Genomic DNA, 18,731 nt, shown 5'->3' on the forward strand with positions numbered 1-18,731 from the left:
GCGCCGCCGCCCAGGCGACCCTCGCCACCGTGCTGGTCACCCTCGCCCAACAAGCGATCGACCCGGTCGGCTGGCTCGCCAACGCCCGACGCACCGTCACCCCGCTAACGCTCGTGGGATGACGGGCGGTAAACAAGTACAGCGTGCGAAGCGCTGTCAAACCGCGTGCCAACTCCGCGAGCGCATTTGCAGCTGAGACGACTGAAGGGCGGCCCTGGCACCACGACCCTATCCTTCCATTCAGCCGAAGGTGCTTAAGCTTCCGCAACTTCGATAAATGTCTCAAGTCGTCGTAGCACGCTTCGCCCCCCTCAACCCACAGCTCTTCGAGCTTGCTGAGGTTTCCGATGGTGCTTAGCCCGTCCTCGGTTACCGCGGGACCGATGCTCAGCGTCCGCAGATCAGGAAACTCGAGTAAGCCATGACCCTCAACGCCCGACTCTCTCACGTCGAGGACGCGGATACCTCTGCGGCTTACGAAGGCGCGCAGCGCAGCATCGTCGAGCGGCTCCTCTTCTGGGAGCAACCGGCAACCAATGAGACCTAATTCGCGGATCTCTGACAGTCCTCCCAGGGTGTGCACCGCCTCCGGGGCGATACGAACGTCTAACAGCTGCAGTACTCGCAGCGACGGGAGCAACGGGGCGATACGCGCCGCGGTTCGATTGTCCAGCTCGCCACCCTCTATGTTGAGATAGGTTGGCGCTCGGCCCCTTGCCAAGACGCGTTCTAGCAACAAGGAACTGCTACGCGTCGGATCACGAAAAGCTACGACCCTATCGCCTCCTGGAACGATAAGATCCGTTCCATTGGCGCTTTGTAGCGCGGCGTCTGCCCTATGCCTTGGAAGCTGCTCGGCGAACGGCTCTAACGCTTGTGAAGCCGCCGTAGTGGCCAAGAGGATCGCTAGTGCCTGCTCGCCTACAACGCGGACCCGCAACAGCGTCCGCTTGACTTGTGGGACGATCATCTAAATCCCTCGCTCCCAAACACTTCCTGGATCGACGTAGTTCAGTAGATCAGGCTGTGACTGACTCTCTACGTACCGAACGCCGTGCCCGTGCCCGCCGGAAGGTCGTCAGGCAGAGCCTGACCTACCTCGCTGCCCCGGCGTATCCTAACCGCCCCCTAGTCCCACGGCTGCACCGCGCTCCCCCACACCTTGCCCGGTGTGCGGTGGTAGCGGATCGGGCGGGCCGCGGCGCGGCGCACGGCGGCGGGGATCGCTTGCGCGGGGCGGTACTGGCCGCCGTGGACCGACGCGATCGTCTGCAGGATCGCCAGGTGCTCGGCCGTCCGCGCGCCCATCCCCAGCGTGTGGATCTTGAAGGGCCACTGGCCCGGCGTGGTCAGCCGCTCGACGACCCACTTGCTGCGGATGTCGCCGTCGGTCAGCAGGTACACGACCTCCGGCTCGGTCTTCGCGGCCAGCTCCATCGCGTCGACGATCCGCCCGCCGAGGCACATCTCGACCGACTCCAGCCAACGCGACAGCCGGCGCTTGTTCTCGAGCGAAGCGGGGATCGGCGCCTCGACCCCCTGCGGGAAGAACATCGGGTACGCCTGGTCGCTGTAGAAGACCACGTAGAACTCTTGGCTGCTGGAGAGGCCCTGCACCGCGCGGTCGAGCTCGATGAGCGTCGTCTCGAGGCGGCCCCCCTTCATGCTGCCGGAGTTGTCGACGACGAACGCCACCCGCCGCGCGGCGGACTCGGCGCCGAAGAAGCTGACCTTGCCCGCCTTGTCGGCCGGCTCGGCCTCGCCGCCGCCGGCGCTGTCCCCCTCACCACTCCCCTGCCCCGCGGCGGCGGCCGGCACGGTGGCGGCCAGGGCCGAGGGGTCGAGCGCGAGCGAGTCGGCCAGCGCGTCGGTCGCGGCGAGCTCGACCGGCTCGAGCAGCGAGGCCACGTCGACCTCCGCCAAGAGCGGCGCGGCCTCCGTCAGCGGCGCGTCGAGCGCCGCGTCGAGCAGCTCGACCGGCGAAGGGGTCTCGCTGAACGGTTGGTCGTCGTGCGCAAGCGCGGTCAGCTCGAAGACCGGCTCGCCCAGCGCCGAGAACGAAAGCAGCCCGAGCACGGTGAGCAGCACCGCGTGCGCGCCGAGGCTCATCAGCCAAGGAGGCCGCGCGCGGAGCCAGCCGACCCATCCCGCGCGGCGGGCCGCGCGGCGGCGGCGCGCCCGCGTGCGTACGCGGTGCTTCAGGCCCACGCTGGCGGGTTGCTTCCTGGCAGGCTTGCGGGCGGCAGGCTTGCGGGCGGCAGGCTGTTTGCCTTGCTCTGGTTTGCCGCTGGGCTCTCGCTCGGGGTGCGGCTTCGGTTCGGCGTGCGGCTTGTTCACCTCGCCGGCACGAGCGGCGGCGCGGACGGCGGCGGCCGGCTCTCCAGCGGAGACGGATCGCGCTGCGGCGTCGCTGCGGCGCGACAGTCTCGCGCGGACCGGCGGCAGGTCGGCCTCGTCGACGCCCGCATCGCGGAGCAGCTTGGCGGCGGCCGCTTCTTCGCCGGCGGCCATCAAGCGGGCGAGTTCCGCGCGGCGTCGGCGCCACTGCGCCTGAGACAGCTTCTCCCGGCGGCGCGCCTCGTCGAGCGCGGCGGCGAAGGCGCCGATAGTCGGTTCTTCGGGCATGGGGGCGGCGGTCGCGCGGCGCGGAGTCGTACCGGACGCAGGCCGCTACCCTAGTCGGTTCGCGCGGGGCTCGCCAACCAAATCCGCGCCGATCAGCCCGCCCGCAACCGCTCCAGAGCCCGGTCGATACGCGCCAAACGCCGCTCGTGGCCGAGCAATTCGAGGGTTTCGAACATCCCGAAGCCGACCGCCTTGCCGGTGGTCGCGACACGCAGCGCGTGGATGATTTGACCTATCTTGATCCCCTCTTCTTCGCAGAACGCCTTGAGGTCGGCCTCGAGCCGCGCGGCGTCGGCCTCCGGCGTGGCGGCCAGCTTCTCTCGGTACTTCGCGAGCAACGGCGCGGCGTCGTCCGGCTGGGCGAGCCGCTTCTGCCAGGCCTTCTCGTCGTAGGTCAGGCGGTCGTCGGCGACGAAGAAGTCGTCGTAGTCGAGGATGTCGCCGTAAACCTTGATCCGGTCGCCGGCCGCCGCGACGATCCCCGTGACGAGCGGACCCGCATCGCACGGCGGCGGGTCGGGCACGAGGCCCGCTTGCTGTAGGAAGTCCAGGCACCGCGCCGCCTTGGTCTTCAGCGGGACCGCCTGCATCGCGCGGTCCTCGAAGGCGAGCAGCTTGGCCGGGTCGAAGCTGGCCGGCGCTTTGTTCACGCGCTCGAGCGAGAAGTGCTCGATCATCTCTTCGCGGGTGAACTCCTCGCGCGAGTCGTCGAGCGACCAGCCGAGCAGCAGCAGGTAGTTGAGCACCGCGTCGGGCAAGAAGCCGACCTGCTCGTAGAAGTCGACGATCACCGGGTTGAACGTATCGGCGGAAGTGGCGATCCCCAGCCGCTCGGCGACCGCCTGGCCCTTGGCGGCCAGCGCGGCGAAGTCGCGGTTCTTCAGGTACTTGTCGAGCTTCCGCTTGCTCAGCTTGTTCTTGCTCCCCGGCTCCGCCACAAACGGCAGGTGCGCGAACCGCGGCGGCTCGTACCCGAGCGACCGCGCGATGAACACCTGGCGCGGCGTGTTGGACAGGTGCTCCTCGGCGCGGATCACGTGCGTGATCCGCATCAGCTCGTCGTCGACGACGCTCGCCAAGTGGTACAGCGGCGAGCCGTCGGCCCGCGCGACCACGTGGTCCTGCTCGCGCGCCCAGTCGAACCGCACGCCGCCGCGGACCAGGTCGTCCAGCTCGAGCGTGCCCTCGCGCGGCATCGCCAACCGGACCACGGCCTGGCGGCCTTCGCCCTCGTAGCGCGTGCGCTGGGCGTCGGTGTCCGCGCGCCAGGTCCGCTCGTACACGAACGGCTTGCCCGCCTTCTCGGCCTCCTCGCGCAGCGCCTGCAGCTCCTCGGGCTTCGCGTAGTCGTGGTAGGCGGCGCCGGTCTGTAGGAGCCGCTCGACGGCGGCCGCGTAGAGCTCGCCGCGTTGCGACTGGAAGTAGGGGCCGTGGTCGCCCTTGGAGGCCTTCTCGGCGCCGGGGAGTGGGCCCTCGTCCCAGTCTAGGCCGAGCCACTCGAAGCCGTGCAAGATCGGCGCCAGGGCGGCCTCGACGTTGCGCTCTCGGTCCGTGTCGTCGACCCGCAGCACGAACTGGCCCCCGTGCCGCCGCGCGAACAGCCAGTTGAACAGCGCCGTGCGGACCCCGCCGATGTGCAGGTAGCCGGTGGGACTCGGGGCGAAGCGGGTTCGGACAGACATCGGCACAGCAGGCGGAGCGAGGGCGGGGGGCGGAGCACGCGGGGCGAAGCCGATAGGCTACCCCCTCCGCGCCGGCGAGTCGTCCCGCCCCCTGGGCCGCGGCGGCTCACGCCGCGCGGCGGGCCTTCTCCCGGCGGAGGCGCTTCCGCTCGGCCTTGCTCGGGCGGCGCCGCTCGGGGCCGTCCTCGTACTCTTCTTGGTAGCCGTCGGCGCCGTCGACCCACTGGGTCGCTTGGTCGCTTTCGGCGGCGGCGGCGCGTTGCTTCTTCTTGGTGTCGGCCTTGCGGCTCGGTCGGGTGGTGCGCTCGGCGAGTCGCGGCGCGGTGGGCTCGGCGTCGGCGTCGTGGTCGGCGTCGTGATCAGCGTCGTCGTCGTCGGTTTCTCGGGACGCGGCTGCGGCCCCGCCCGGCTCGGCTTTGGCGGCGGGACTCTCGGCCGCATCGCCCCGCTTGGCCTTCGGCTCGCGGCGCGGCTTCGCCGGCGGGGCGATCCGGCCGCTCGCCTCCATGAGGATCCGGCGCGAGTACGCCAGCAGCGACGCCAGCGCCAAAACCGGGACCAGCATCGACACCAACGGCCCCACCAGCCGCCCAGCGGCCGGCGTCGCGCCGACCAGCGGCAAGACCGACGCGGCCGCCAGCCCGGCCGCCACGGCGGCCACCCCCGCCGCGGCCGCCAGCGCCGCCGACACGCGGCTCTCCTTCACCTCGGCGAAGGACCGGACCGCCAGCAAGAGCGTCGTCAGCAGGGCCGGCGCCAACCACCACACGGCGGCGCCCCGGAGGGCCGAAGCGCCGGTCAGCTCGGCCAGTTGCTGGGCCGCGGCGGCGTGCGCGTGGGTCGCCGCGCTGAGGCTCATGCCCGCGGCGATGACCGCCACGACCAGCCACCAGCGGTACGCGCCGCCGACGTCGTCCGTGCGGTGGCGCCGCAGGCCGAACAGCAGCACGGCTTGCCCGGCCACCGCCAGCCACATCAGGCTCTCCCACCACGCCCCGATCGTGCCCGGCTCGCCGAGCCGCACGACCGACGCGAGCGACGCGCCGGCGTCGGCCGCGAAGAGCGAGTCGAGCCACCCGAGGGCGGCCGCCACCGCGGCGCCGCCGGCTAGCAACGCCGCCACTGAGGCCAGCGACCGCGGCATCACACCCCGCGCGACAGCAAAGCTGACGCTCTCGTCGCCCGGCGTGTAGCGGACCTTCTCGCCGCTCGGCTCGGCGGGGGCCGGCGGGGCGCCCGGTTGGGGGGCCGTCGAGCCTTCGTGGAGCAGTCGCCGGCGGCGTGTGCCGCGGGCGGAAGCGGTAGTCGTCATGCGGCGGTCCCTCGCCCGCGGTCGGCCGCTGGGGAAGCGGCGGTCCGCGTGTCCGGCCAAGAAAGAAGAAGGAGGCGGCGCCGGGGCGTCCCTACCCGGCCGTGGATGGTTATTCGGCGTGGCCGTCGGCGTGTCGTGAGTCGATCCGCCGTGTCGGGCGCAGCGCCGGATCACCGCGACTTTAGCGGTTGTGCGGGCTTTCCCGGATCAGGGGCGGCGGCGGCGCCGGCGGGAAGGGCCCGCGGGCCGCGGGCCGCCCGGGGAGTGACCTAGTCTTGCTACGCCGTCCCGATCCGCCAGCCGCCCGCCCGATGTCAGCGTACACCACCTCGGAACCGACCGCCGACGAAGCGGCCGAAGCCACGACGCCGACCGCCGCCTCGGAAGTGGCGAGGTTGCTGGCCGACGTGGACATCGCCGCCCGGTCGACCGGCCAGGCCAGCCCCGAGCGGTTGGCGGCCGACGCCGCCAAGCAGCAGCCGCTCATCGAGGGGCGCTTGGGGATGGCCTCGGCGCTGTTCGCCGCGTTGCGGCTGAAGCACGCGGCGACCGCGGACCACTGCCTGCGGGTGGCGTTGGGGTGCAGCCGCTGGGCCGCCGCGCTGGGCATGCCGGACAAGCTCCGCACGCAGCTCGAAGCCGCCGCGCTGCTGCACGACATCGGGAAGATCGGCGTGCCCGACGGCATCCTCCTGAAGCCGGGCCGCTTGAGCGAAGAAGAGCTGGCCGTCATCGACTCCAGCCGCGAGGCCTCGCGGCAGATCCTGCGGTCGGCCGGCGCGCCGGACGAGGTGGTCGACGGCGTCGCGGCGGCCTCCGCTTGGTACGACGGCACGCACCGCTCGGTGCCGCTGTGCGGCGACCAGACGCCGTTCCTCTCGAGGATGATCGCCATCGTCGACGCGTTCGACGCGATGACCACCGACCAGGTCTACCGCCGCGCCCGGTCGCGCGAGCGGGCGGTCGCCGACCTGTACGCGGCGGCCGGCACGCAGTTCGATCCGGAGCTCATCAACAGCTTCGGCGAGCTCTTCCAACAAGACCAGAGCAAGCTCGAGGACGACGTCGCGCGCCGGTGGCTGACCACGATGGCCAACGGCGGCCCCGCCGCGTGGGCGAACTCGCCCGCCGGCCCCGCCCCGGCCGCCGCGCGCGACCCGCTCGCCCCCTTCCCCAATCGCCTGGTCGAGCACACGCACGACGCGGTCGTGTACCTCGACCGGCGCTGCGTGGTCAGCGGCTGGAACACCGGCGCGGAGCGGATCACGGGGGTCGGCGCGTCGGCCGCGGTCGGCAAGGTGCTCACGCCGTCGCTGCTCGACATGGCGACCGCCGCTGGCGACCTGATCGAGGACTCCGACAGCCCCTTCGAACGCGCGTTGCAAGACGGCATGCAGGTGGTCGACCGGGTGAGCATCCTCGGCCGCAGCGGCCAACGGCTCGCCGTCGACATGCACGTGATCCCGGTCAACCCCGACGACTCGCCCGGCGCGCCGGTCGGCCTCGTGGTGCTGCTCCGCGACGTGTCCAGCGAGGCCACCCTGGAAGAGCGTTGCCAGACGCTCAAGGCGCAGATCACCAAGGACCCGATGACCCAGGTCGCCAACCGGGCCGAGTTCGACCGCATGCTGGGGGCGTTCGTCGAGGCGCACTTCCAGACCGGCATGCGCTGCAGCCTGATCATGGCCGACATCGACCACTTCAAGAGCGTCAACGACAATTACGGCCACCAGGCCGGCGACGAGGCGATCAGGGCGTTCGCCGCGGTGATGAAGAGCCTCTGCCGCTCGGGCGACCTGGTCGCGCGCTACGGCGGCGAGGAGTTCGCCGTGCTGTGCGCGGACTGCTCGAACGCCACCGCCGCCGGCCGCGCGGAGGTGATCCGCCGCAAGCTGGCCGAGACCACGCTGGAGTTCCTCGGCGGCAAGAACATCACCGCCAGCTTCGGCGTGACCGAGCTGCAGCCCGGCGACACCCCCCACACGCTGCTCCGCCGCGCCGACAGGGCGCTGCTCCAGGCCAAGGACCAGGGCCGCAACCAAGTCGTGCAACTGGGAGACGGCATGCAACCGACCGACACGCCGAAGGCCGTTCTGGGGGGGCTGGGACGCTGGGTGCTGGGCCCGATCGCCGGCGGCGGCAAGCTCATCGAGACGCGCCTTGTGACGAACGTGCCGGTCGCCCTGGCGGTCGACAAGCTCCGCGGCTTCATCGCCGACCGCGACGCGAAGATCCTCAAGACCGACGAGAACTTCCTCCGCCTGACCACGACCGAATGCGAGACCACCGCCGGCCGCAAGGCGGGCGAGGACCCGATCGAGTTCGTCGTCGAGATCAAGCTGTCCGAAGAGCGCGTCGAGAGGCGCAACGCGGCCGGCCTCGCCGCCGGCCAGTACGCGCACACGTTCGTCGACGTGGAGATCCAGCCCCGCCGCGACCGCGACCGCCGCAAGTCCAAGGCCATCGACCGCGCCCGCCAGCTGCTGTGCAGCCTGCAGTCGTACCTGATGGCGCGGCAGGTCGTCGACGAGCCGCAGGGCTGACCCGCCGCCGCCCCGCGGGGCGGCGACACGGCATTGGCCCGCCGCGGCGCGAGCCGATAGACTCCGCCGCATGAAGCCCAACCCAACGCCACGGCCCGCCGACCCGAAGCTCGGCCCGGGCCCCGCCCCGTGGCAACGCGCGTGGTACGTGGTCATCTTCGAGGCCGACACGCGCGCCGGGCGCGCGTTCGACGTGGTGCTGCTGGCGACGATCCTGCTGAGCATCGCCGCGGTGATGCTCGAGAGCGTCACCTCGATCCGCTTGGCGTGGGGCCGCGCGCTGACGGTTGTCGAGTGGGGCATCACCGTGCTGTTCACGCTCGAGCTGGCCGCGCGGCTCGCGTGCGTGGACCGGCCGCTGCGCTACGTGCTCAGCTTCTACGGCATCGTCGACATCGTGTCGATCTTGCCCAGCTACCTGGCGCTCTTCGTCACCGGGGCGCACACGCTCGCCACCGTGCGCACGCTGCGGCTGCTCCGCGTGTTCCGCGTGCTGAAGATGACGCGCCACTTGTCCGAGGCCAACACGCTGCTCGTCGCGCTGCGGCAGACCTGGCCCAAGATCACGGTGTTCCTCACGGTCATCTTCTGTTCGATCATCATCCTCGGCACGGTGATGCACCTGATCGAACGCGACCAGGGCAGCGGCTTCGACGACATCCCGACGAGCGTCTACTGGGCGATCGTCACGATGACGACCGTCGGCTACGGCGACATCGCGCCGGTAACCCCCTTGGGCAAGTTCGTCGCCGCGCTGACCATGCTCTTCGGCTACGCGATCATCATCGTGCCGACCGGCATCTTCTCGGCCGAGGTGATCACCAAGTCCCGCGCCGGCGGCGTGGTCTGTGGGCGGTGCGGCCGCCGCGCGCCCGACCCCGACGCGAACTACTGCTCCGGCTGCGGCTCGCCGCTGCGCGAATAGGGTCGAAGCGGTACGCGTACGGAAAAAATCGCCATGGCCAGGGACAAACCGGAGCCGAGGGCATCAGCCCTCGGAGCGCCGACGCGTCCCGGCCGTTCCCTCCGAGGGCTAATGCCCTCGACTCCGGTCGAAAGCGAAGCGGCCAGCGATTCGTCGCTTCGACACGCTACGCCCGGGCCCACTCTCGGAGCGTGAAGCGATCGTGCTCCTCGCACAGGGCCTCGCGCCACCGCGAGCGGTCCCATTCGGGGAAGTACACATCCCCCTCGTAGCGGCCCTTGATGGTGCTCAGCCGCATGCGGCTGGCGAGCGGGATCGCTTGCTCGTAGAGGCTCGCGCCGCCCGCGACCCAGACCTCCCCGGGGTCGAGCTCCGCCATCGCCAGCGCGGTCTCGAGGCTGTCGGCCGCGACGGCCCCTTCGACCTCTGGCTGGCTGGTGACCACGATCAGGCGCGAGTCGCTCAGGTCCTCGCCGAAGATCTCGTACGACCTGCGGCCGAAGATCACGGTCGCGCCGCGCACCGTGTCGCGGTACTGCTGGTACTCCTCGGGCACGTCCCAGGGCAGGCCGTCGCCGGCGCCGATGACGCCGTTCTCGCTCACCGCGGCGATGATCTTCATGTCCGGACCTCTCTGGGCGACTTCGTCCTTTGGCGCCGGCAGCGGTCGGAGCAGTACCGCACCGCGGCCCAACACCGCTGCCACTTCTTCCGCCATGCAAACGGCCTGCCACACGTGGGGCAGGTCTTTGTCGGCAGGTCGGCCTTGGAGGGCATCGGGCGAGGTTCGCGAGGGGCGGCGGCCCACGGTCGGCGGCCCGCCGACTCTAGCGCGCCCTGGCCGGTCCGGGAACCGCCACGGCGGCGCCCCGCCGCGCGTGGCAAACTGTGACGCGCCGCGCGGTTTTGCCGTTCCGCTTGCGCCGATCCTGCCGATGGCGGGGGGCATGCGCCCCCGATTTCCGATCCGCCGGACCCGCCTGGCCGCCGCGCTGATGCTGCTAGCGGCTGCGCCGGCGGCGGGCCAGCCGTCCGACGCGGAGCTGATCCGCCTGCCGCCGCCCGGCGACGAGGCGATCCAGATCGACACGCCGATCGGCCTCACCCTGGCCGCCGCAGAGAGCCGCGCGCTGGCCGTCAGCCCGTCGGTCTCTGCCCTGGCGGCCGAGGCCCGCGCGGCCCGCTGGCAAGCCGTGCAAGCAGGGCTCAATCCCAACCCGACTGTCGGCTACACGGCCAATGAGATCGGCGCCGACGGCGCCGCGGGGCAGCAGGGCGCGTACGTCAGCCAACGCTTCGTCCGCGGCGGCAAGCTCGGCTACGCGTCGGCGGTCGAATCCCGCGAAGCCCGCCGGCTCGAGCAAGAGATCGCCGCCGAGCGACGCCGTGTGTTGACCGACACACGCACCGCGTTCTACGAGGCCTTCCTCTCCCAAGAGCAGGTCGACCTCGCCCGCCAGCTCACCCAGCTCAGCCAGAGCGCCGCTGAGACCTCCGGCCAACTCTTCGAAGCGGGCGAAGGGCCACGCACCAACTCGCTCCAGGGGCAGATCGAAGCGGGGCGCGCCGACGCCGCCCGACGGCGGGCGGAGCAGCGCCTGCTGGCCGACTGGCGGCGGCTCGCCGCGTTGACAGCGACCCCGTCCGACCCGGTCCAGCAGCTCGCCGCCAAGCGCGACGACCTGCTGCGGCTGGCCGACGACTGGGACACGCTCCTCGCTGAAACGCTCGCCGCCAGCCCCGAGGTCGCCGAACGGCTCGCCGCGATCAGCCGCGCCCGCTGCCAGATCGCCTACCAACGCTCGCTGGCCGTGCCCGACGTGACGGCGCAGCTGACCGTCCAGTACGACGACGCGAACCAAACCACGATCACCAGCGTGCAGATCGGCGCGCCGCTGTTGCTGTACGACCGCAATCAGGGGGGGATCGGCGCGGCCCAGGCCGAGCTCACGGCCGCCACCCGGCGGCTCGACGCGACCCAGCAGGCCCTCGAGCGTCGTTTGGCGGAGGCCCTCGGCCGCTACCAGACGGCCCGCACCACCGTCGAGGCGCTGCGAACCGAGGTGCTCCCCCGAGCGCAAGAGAACCTAGAGCTAGCGACCGAGGGGTACCAGGCGGGGGAAATCGGCTTCCTCGACCTACTGACCGCGCAGCGGACGTACTTCGAGGTCAGCCTCGAGCTGCTCGACGCGTTCCGCGAAGTAAACGCTTCGGGCCAGCTCATCCAGGGCCGCCTGCTGGCCGGCGCCGGCGGTGTGCAGCCCTGAAGCGGCCCGCGCCGGGGCCGACGGGGGCCGACGGGGGCCGACGGGGGACGGCCGGCCGCGTCGAACCGCCGCAGCGGCGCCCGCCGCAACCGAGCTAGCCCTCGCGGCGGCGCTGCTCAATACTGGGCCCAGGAGAACCCCCTATGCCCCGCCCGCTCTGGATTGGCCTGGTAGTGCTCGCGCTGGTAGCGGGCTTCCTCGTGCGCGGCTGGGTCCCGCTGGGCGGCGACCACCACGACGGGGTCGCCCACGAGGAGCACGACGATGATCACGACGACCACGACGACGAAGGGCCGCACGTGGCCCTCAGCGAAGAGGCCGTGGCGACGATCGGCCTCGAGCTGGGCCAGGCACAGGTGGCCGACTTCACACGGACCACCGCGATCCCCGCCGAGGTGGTCGAGTTCCCCGGCGTCAGCGCCCACAAGCTGGCCGCCCCGGTGCGCGGCGTGGTCAGCGCGGTGGCGGCCGAGCCCGGGGCGTCGGTCGACCCGGGCGACGCGCTGTTCACGATCCAGATCACCGACGAGCAAGTCGTCGAGGCCCAGCTCCGCCTGATCGAGGCCCTCACCCGCTTGGCCATCGTCGACGAGGAGCTCGAGCGGCTCCGCCCGCTCGCCGCCAGCGGGGCGGTCTCCGGCCGGCAACGGCGCGACCTGGAGTACGAGCGGCGCGAGCTGCAGACCACCATCCGCCTGCGGCGCGACGAGCTCATCGTGCGCGGGCTTCCGGAGTCGCGGGTCGAAGCGCTGGTGAACAGCGGGCGGCTGCTCGAGTCGATCTCCGTGCGCGTGCCGCTCCGCGAGCAAGAGATCGCCCGGTCCGCCGAACCCGGCGCGGGCGCCAACGTGCAGCCGGTCGCGTGGCGCGAGGCCGTGCCGACCGAGGACTTCAGCGTCGAGACCCTGCTGGTCGAGCCCGGCCAGACCGTCGACCGCGGTCAGGCGCTCTGCGACCTGGCCTCCCACGCGCAGCTCTACCTCCGCGTGCAAGCGTTCGAACGCGACGTGCCCCTGCTCGCCCGCCTGGCCGAGTCAGGAGAGACCATCTCGGCCGAGTTCGGGCACAGCCTCAAGACCCACGGGGCGACCTCCAGCATCGTCGACGGCCTGCAAGTGCGGTACGTGGCCAACCACGTCGACCCCGAGTCGCAGGCGTACGCGTGCTACATCCCGCTCGTGAACGAGGTGCTGACCGAGTCGACCGGCCCGGCCGGCCGCAGGTACCGCACGTGGCGCTTCTCGGTTGGCCAGCGGGCCCATTTGCTGCTGCCGACCACGCAGATCGAAGGGGGCATCCCGCTGCCGGCCGACGCGGTCGCGATCAGCGGTCCGACGGCCTGGGTGTTCCGTCCTCACGAACACGATGACCACGAGGAGGACCAAGACCACCACGAAGGCGAAGCACACGAGGAAGAGGCGGACCACCTCGACGACGACGACCACGACGACGACCACGACGACCACGAGGAGCCGTTCCTCGAGCTGGAGCCTGTCGAGGTCGTCGTCCTCCACCAAGACCCCCGGTCGGTCGTCGTCGCGGCCGACGGCAACCTCTCGCCGGGGGACACGATCGCGATGAACAACGCGTACCAACTGCGTATCGCGATCGACGCGGCGGCCTCCGGCGGCGGCGGGCACGATCACCACCACGACCACTGACCGCAGCCGGCTGAGCCCCGGCAGCCTGTGGGCGTCGGGCCGTGCGAGCCGTGGCCCGCCGCTGAGCCTCGGGCGTCAGCCCGGGGAGGGAATCACCAAACCAAGCCGCCAGCGCAGCGAATCGTCAGGCGCTCCCCGGGCTGATGCCCGGGGCTCCGGCGTCGAGCGTTTCGGTTGATTTCGGCACTTCGTACAGCACAGCCATGCTCAACGCGGTCATCCGTTTCTCGCTCGACAACCGGCCGGTGATCCTCGGTTTGTCACTGGCCGTGCTGGTGTTGGGGGCGATGGCCGCGGAGTCGCTGCCGATCGACGTGCTGCCCGACCTCACCCGGCCGCGTGTCACGGTGCTGGTCGAGTCGCCCGGCCTCGCTCCCGAGGAGGTCGAGCAGCTGGTCACGTTCCCGATCGAGACGGCCGTCAACGGCGCTTCGGGCGTGATCGCGGTCCGCAGCCAGAGCGACATCGGCCTGGCGGTGATCGACGTAGAGTTCGACTGGGGCGCCGACATCTACACGGCCCGCCAGATCGTCCAGGAGCGGCTCGACCTGGCCCGGGAGCGGCTGCCGCCGGAGGTCCAAGCGCAGCTCGGGCCGGTGACGTCGCTCTTGGGGCAGATCCAGGTGCTCGGCATGTGGAGCGAGACCGGCGAGACCTCGCCGATCGAGGTCCGCACGCTGGCCGACTGGGTCGTGCGCCGCCGGCTGCTGACGATCCCCGGGGTGTCGCAGGTGATCACGATGGGCGGGGGCCGCAAGCAGTACCAGGTGCTGGCCGACTACCACCGCCTGCACCAGTACGACGTGACGCTCGAGCAGCTCGAGTCCGCGCTGGAGGGGAGCAACCTCAACGTGACCGGCGGCTACGTGGACCGCGCGGGCAAGGAGCTGCTGGTGCGTGGCTTGGGCCGGCTGCACTCGACCGACGACATCGACCAGATCGTCGTCGACGCCGAGGGCGAGCGCCCTGTGCTGGTGCGCGACGTGGCGCGGGTCGTGGTCGGCGCGCAGGTGAAGCGCGGCGACTCGAGCGTGAACGGCCGCGAGGCGGTCGTGCTGACGATCCAGAAACAGCCCGGCGCCGACACCCGCTGGCTCACCGACCAGGTCGACCGGGCCGTCGAGGAGCTCCGCCCCTCGCTGCCGGCCGACGTGCGCCTCGACGCGACGCTCTACCGCCAACGCGAATTCATCGACTACGGCGTGGCCAACGTGCTGGAGGCCCTCCGCGACGGCTCCGCGTTGGTGGTGATCGTGCTGCTGCTGTTCCTGCTGAACTTCCGCACCACCTTCATCACGCTCACCGCGATCCCGCTGTCGATCCTCGTCACGGCGCTGGTGTTCCGCTGGATGGGGCTGTCGATCAACGTGATGACGCTCGGCGGCGTCGCCGTGGCGCTCGGCGAGCTGGTCGACGACGCCATCGTCGACGTCGAGAACATCTTCCGCCGCCTCAAAGAGAACCGCCGCCTCGAGAAGCCCCGGCCCGCGCTGGCCGTGATCTTCGACGCCAGCAGCGAGGTCCGCGGCGCGATCATCACCAGCACGGTGCTCGTGCTGCTGGTGTTCGCGCCGCTGTTCGCCCTGTCCGGCATGGAGGGGCGGCTGTTCACGCCGCTGGGGATCGCCTACGCGGTGTCGATCCTCGCGTCGACCGTGGTGTCGCTCACGGTCACGCCGGTGCTCTCCTACTACCTGCTGCCCGAGTCGAAGGCCATCGCCGCCGAGCGCGACGGCTGGCTCCTCCGCCGCGTGAAGGACGCCGCCACGCCGCTGCTGCGCTTCAGCCTGCACCCGGTGGGCCTCGCGACCGGATCGGTCGCCGCGGGCGTGGCCGTGCTGCTCGCGGTCGGGGCGCTGCTGTCGATGGGGCGAGACTTCTTGCCCGAGTTCAACGAGGGCGCAGCCCAGCTCAACCTGTTCGCGCCGCCGGGCACGTCGCTCGCCACGTCGCGCAAGATCAGCCAGATGGCCGACCGCCGCTTGGCCGAACTGCTCGCCACCCCCGAGCGGCCCGACGCGCCGCTGCTGAGCTACACCTGCCGCACCGGCCGCGCCGAGCAAGACCAGCACGTGATGGGCGTGAACGTCAGCGAGTACCTCATCGCGCTGAACCCCGCCTCGGGCCTCTCCCGCGCGGAGGTGATCGAAGAACTCACCCACGCGGTCGAGGACCTGCCCGGCGTGGCCCACGAGGTCGAGCAACCGATCGCCCACCTGATCAGCCACATGCTGTCGGGCGTCACGGCGCAGATCGCGATCAAGCTCTACGGCGAGGACCTGCCGACCCTCCGCTCCAAGGCGGCCGAGATCCGCGACGCGATCGCCGACATCGAGGGGATCGCCGAGCCGGTCGTCGAGCAACAGACCCAGGTGCCGCAGCTCCGCGTGGAGGTCCGCCGCGACCGGCTGGCCCTGTACGGCGCGTCGGCCGAGGGGGTCCACCGGTTCGTCGAAACCGCGATGAACGGCCGCGTGGTCAGCCAGCTGCTCGAGGGGGACAAGACCTTCGACCTCTTGCTCCGGCTGGACGACCCCTACCGCGAGGCGCTGGACGAGATCGACCGCTTGGTCGTCGAGCTGCCCGGCGGCGGCGAGGCGCCGCTGGGCGCGCTGGCGCGTGTCTACGAGTCGGCCGGCCCGAACGCGATCTCGCGCGAGAACGCGCAGCGCAGGATCGTCGTGCGGGTGAACACCGCGGGCCGCGACCTGGGGGGCGCCGTCGAAGAGATCCAGCGGCGGATCGGCGCCGAGGTCCAGCTGCCCGAGGGCTACTTCATCACGCTCGGGGGCCAGTTCGAAGCCCAACGCACCGCCACCCAGCGGATCGTGTGGCTGAGCCTCGTCGCGCTGGTGGCCGTGTTCTTCGTGCTCTACGCGGTCTACCCCTCGGCCAGCATCGTCGCCCAGATCCTCCTGGCGCTGCCCGCCGCCTTGGTGGGCGGGGTGGCCGCGCTGCTGCTGACCGGGCAGGACCTTTCGGTGGCCGGCATGGTCGGCTTCATCTCGCTGGGGGGGATCGCGGCGCGCAACGGCTTGCTGCTGGTCTCGACCTACCTCGACCGCGCTCGGGAGCAAGGCGGCCTCACACCCGAGGTGATCCTCCAGGGCAGCCTCGACCGCTTGGCGCCGGTCCTGATGACCGCGCTGACGACCGGCCTTGCGCTCGTGCCGCTTGTTGTGGGGGGCGACCAACCCGGCAAAGAGATCCTGATGCCGGTCGCCACGGTGATCGTCGGCGGCCTGGTCACCAGCACCATCGCCGAACTGCTGCTACGCCCCGGCCTCTTCTGGGCGCTGCGGGCCGACGCCCAGCGGCTCGTCGAAGCCACACAACTCGCCCGGCGCTAGGCAGACAAGCTAGGGAAGCGGGGTCGGCAGGATTACACTTAGGCAGGCAGCCGCCCGTCGCTGATCACCTCAACGCCGCTGACTTCGGAGGCCTCCCCGCCGACATGGACACCGACCCCTCCCCGATCGCTCCAGCTCTGAAGGCGCTGGTTGACGCCGGCAACGGCTTAGCGGAAATCGTCGACCAGGAAACAGGCCGAGTCTTCGTCATCGGCGAGAAAACCGATCCGACCGTGACCGACCAGTACGTGAGCGAGCGTCTGGCTGAGGCCCGCGCCGACCTGGACGAGGGGCGTTGCGTTGCCGACCTTCCGACCGAGTCCCTTCTGGCTGAGGCTCGGCGGCGTCGGCAGGAGCGGTTTTCGGGCGAGCAGCCGTGCTGAAGGTCGTTCGCTCGAACGCGTCGATCGAAGACCTCCTCCGGATTTGGGACTACCACGCCCGTGAGTCGGTCGCAGCCGCGGACCGGATTGTCACAGCGCTCAACCACAGGATCGCCGTGCTCGGGAGCTTCCCAGACATGGGAGAGCGGCAACCGCGGCATGGCCGGCACTGCCGTCGGATAATCGAAGGCCTCTACGTGGTCTACTACGACCGCCTGGACGATCGCGTTTTGGTGCTCCGCGTGCTCCACTCGGCGAGGCGGATCGAAAGTCTCTGGGTCCGATAAATCCCGGTCCTCGGCATGCCGCCCAGCCAGACCGGGCCAGCCAGTCCGGCGCCGCAGAGAAGAGCTTAATCCGGCGCAATAAAAAACCGCCGCAGGGTCTTTGCGACCCGGCGGCGGTTCGTCGTTTGTCTGCCGTTAGTCAGCGCGGGTCAGGCGAGTCGGACGTGCTCCGCCCGAGGGCCCTTCGGGCCGTCGCCGGCCTCGTAGGTGACCTGCTGACCCTCGCGGAGGTCGTCGTAAGCAACGCCCTCAACGCTCGAGTGATGGAAGAACATGTCCTTGCCAGTTCCGGTGTCGATGAACCCGAAACCTTTGTCCGTGAGTCGCTTAATCGTGCCTTCAGCCATGGAAACCGTCTCAAACCGAAAAACCGAAGCGACGCCTGCCGAGCCAACTGAGCCCGGCCATCGCCTCGTGAGAAGGCGAAATCGTACCCGCTAGGATGGGGAAAACCTCGCAAGAACTTGCGAAATTTTCGGAATTGCTCGAAAAACGCCGGCGCGCGATGTGCTGCGACGGCGGCGGACAGGCCGGGTTTACCAGTACTTCTCGTAGTGGATATTCCCCGGTGATTTGGGCTCGTCGGCCCGGAATCCGAGGCCCTCGAGCACCTCGACCGCGCCGCGGGGCGTGGGGTAGCGGCCGTCGGGGTGGTCGGGCTTGTTGGGGATGCCGATCATCGCCGGGTTGCCGCAGAGGAACACGTGCGTCGAGTCGGGGTTCAGCTCGAACCCCAGCCGCGCCGCGCAGTGCGTGCTAGCTAGCAGGTCCTGCACGTAGAGGGCGCCGACGTAGCCCGGGTCGGCCTTGTCGCGGTTCTCCCTCTCGCGGGTGGTGAGCGGCACGTAGCGGTAGTTCGGGAAATCGGCCATCAGCCGATCGTGCTCCCGCGTGTAGCCCAGGTCCGCCTTGTAACGCACGCAGCACACGTTCGCGATCCGCCCCCGGTGGCCCTCGGCGAGCAGCTTGGAAAGCATCGCGTTGTGCGGCGCTTCGCCGGTGCCGGTGCCGGCGAACAGGACGTCGTCGGTCGGCTGGATATCGCCCAGCGTGAAGTGCCCCTTCGGGCGCGGGCTCATCTCCAGGCGGTCGCCCACCTCGCAGAGGAACAGCCGCGGCGTGAGCGCCGGGGGGGCTTTTTCCGCCTCGGTCACCAGCGCGATATAGAACTCCGGCTCGTCCTCGGGACCCGCCGCCTGGACCTTGCCGCTCTCGTCGAGCAAGCGGCAACTGACCGAATAGGCCCGCTTCGCCACGCGGCGCACGGTCTTCTCGTCGAGCTGCTCGGGGTCGGCCTCCGGGTGGCGCGGCTCCCAGTAGCCCAGGCCGAGCGTCGTGTACTGCCCCGGCTCGTAGCCCAGCGCGACCCCCTCGGGCTGCACGCCGTCGTCCAGACGCACCCGCATCCGCATCAGCCGCGGGTTGGGCTTCTCCAGGTGCGTGATCGTCGCGTTGTATTTCTCGGCGCGGAGGGATTCGACCTCTTCGTCCGATAGCAAGTCGCTGTGCGTCCCCATCGTCGAGTCCTGGTCCGGGCGCCTCTCGAAATTCCGGGCGCAGGCGGCGGCGTGTCGTCGGGGCGGCGGCGCCCCGTCTGGCGCCACAGGATAGCGGAGCCGACCGGGCGGGGCCATGCGGCGGTCGCGCAGGGGACTGTCCGGCTTCCGCTTAGTTGCCGGGGCGCGCACCGGCCGGC

15 protein-coding genes are annotated in these 18,731 nt (G+C 70.8%); 8 read left to right on the forward strand and 7 right to left on the reverse strand.

Annotated elements, in window-relative coordinates:
• The first annotated feature begins 421 nt into the window (after positions 1-421).
• Complete coding sequence (locus tag RIC11_RS18155) at positions 422-547, forward strand: hypothetical protein (RefSeq protein WP_350213688.1); 126 nt, start codon at positions 422-424, stop codon at positions 545-547.
• Positions 548-1,128: 581 nt separating this feature from the next.
• On the opposite strand, the gene RIC11_RS18160 is transcribed toward RIC11_RS18155, so the two are convergent.
• From RIC11_RS18160 to RIC11_RS18170, 3 genes are all read right to left on the reverse strand, one after another.
• Positions 1,129-2,625, reverse strand: coding sequence for a vWA domain-containing protein (locus tag RIC11_RS18160; protein WP_350213689.1), 1,497 nt, complete (start codon positions 2,623-2,625; stop codon positions 1,129-1,131).
• 92 nt (positions 2,626-2,717) lie between these two features.
• Entirely contained in the window at positions 2,718-4,307 is a 1,590-nt protein-coding gene (gltX, locus tag RIC11_RS18165) for a glutamate--tRNA ligase (RefSeq protein ID WP_350213690.1), read from the reverse strand.
• A 106-nt stretch (positions 4,308-4,413) separates the two neighbouring features.
• Entirely contained in the window at positions 4,414-5,619 is a 1,206-nt protein-coding gene (locus RIC11_RS18170; RefSeq protein ID WP_350213691.1) for a hypothetical protein, read from the reverse strand.
• A 311-nt stretch (positions 5,620-5,930) separates the two neighbouring features.
• Here RIC11_RS18170 and RIC11_RS18175 point away from each other — a divergent pair, with 311 nt between their 5' ends.
• Positions 5,931-8,162, forward strand: a complete 2,232-nt coding sequence (locus RIC11_RS18175) for a bifunctional diguanylate cyclase/phosphohydrolase (protein ID WP_350213692.1) — start codon at positions 5,931-5,933, stop codon at positions 8,160-8,162.
• Between the two features lie 70 nt (positions 8,163-8,232).
• Positions 8,233-9,087, forward strand: coding sequence for an ion transporter (locus RIC11_RS18180; RefSeq protein ID WP_350213693.1), 855 nt, complete (start codon positions 8,233-8,235; stop codon positions 9,085-9,087).
• Between the two features lie 166 nt (positions 9,088-9,253).
• On the opposite strand, the gene RIC11_RS18185 is transcribed toward RIC11_RS18180, so the two are convergent.
• Both RIC11_RS18185 and RIC11_RS18190 read right to left on the reverse strand, forming a co-directional pair.
• Positions 9,254-9,709, reverse strand: a complete 456-nt coding sequence (locus tag RIC11_RS18185; RefSeq protein ID WP_350213694.1) for a dihydrofolate reductase — start codon at positions 9,707-9,709, stop codon at positions 9,254-9,256.
• Positions 9,706-9,864 carry a DUF2256 domain-containing protein gene (locus RIC11_RS18190; protein ID WP_350213695.1) on the reverse strand — a complete coding sequence of 53 codons (159 nt, stop codon included), beginning with the start codon at positions 9,862-9,864 and terminating at the stop codon, positions 9,706-9,708. The genes RIC11_RS18185 and RIC11_RS18190 overlap by 4 nt, the downstream gene beginning before the upstream one ends.
• Before the next feature lie 170 nt (positions 9,865-10,034).
• Between RIC11_RS18190 and RIC11_RS18195 the strand changes: the two genes are divergently transcribed.
• From RIC11_RS18195 to RIC11_RS18215, 5 genes are all read left to right on the forward strand, one after another.
• Complete coding sequence (locus RIC11_RS18195) at positions 10,035-11,354, forward strand: TolC family protein (protein WP_350213696.1); 1,320 nt, start codon at positions 10,035-10,037, stop codon at positions 11,352-11,354.
• Positions 11,355-11,497: 143 nt separating this feature from the next.
• Positions 11,498-13,015 carry an efflux RND transporter periplasmic adaptor subunit gene (locus RIC11_RS18200; RefSeq protein ID WP_350213697.1) on the forward strand — a complete coding sequence of 506 codons (1,518 nt, stop codon included), beginning with the start codon at positions 11,498-11,500 and terminating at the stop codon, positions 13,013-13,015.
• 203 nt (positions 13,016-13,218) lie between these two features.
• Complete coding sequence (locus RIC11_RS18205) at positions 13,219-16,365, forward strand: efflux RND transporter permease subunit (protein WP_350213698.1); 3,147 nt, start codon at positions 13,219-13,221, stop codon at positions 16,363-16,365.
• 104 nt (positions 16,366-16,469) lie between these two features.
• Complete coding sequence (locus RIC11_RS18210; RefSeq protein WP_350213699.1) at positions 16,470-16,748, forward strand: hypothetical protein; 279 nt, start codon at positions 16,470-16,472, stop codon at positions 16,746-16,748.
• Complete coding sequence (locus RIC11_RS18215; protein WP_350213700.1) at positions 16,742-17,035, forward strand: type II toxin-antitoxin system RelE/ParE family toxin; 294 nt, start codon at positions 16,742-16,744, stop codon at positions 17,033-17,035. The genes RIC11_RS18210 and RIC11_RS18215 overlap by 7 nt, the downstream gene beginning before the upstream one ends.
• Positions 17,036-17,184: 149 nt before the next feature.
• Here RIC11_RS18215 and RIC11_RS18220 read toward each other — a convergent pair whose 3' ends face one another.
• A complete protein-coding gene (locus tag RIC11_RS18220; RefSeq protein ID WP_350213701.1) occupies positions 17,185-17,382 on the reverse strand; it encodes a cold-shock protein in 198 nt (65 codons plus the stop codon).
• A gap of 189 nt (positions 17,383-17,571) precedes the next feature.
• On the reverse strand, positions 17,572-18,552 hold the full coding sequence (locus RIC11_RS18225) for a ferredoxin--NADP reductase (RefSeq protein ID WP_350213702.1): 981 nt from the start codon (positions 18,550-18,552) through the stop codon (positions 17,572-17,574).
• Positions 18,553-18,731 lie beyond the last annotated feature (179 nt).

The organism is Botrimarina sp. (genome assembly GCF_040219535.1).
Taxonomy (GTDB): Bacteria; Planctomycetota; Planctomycetia; order Pirellulales; family Lacipirellulaceae; genus Botrimarina.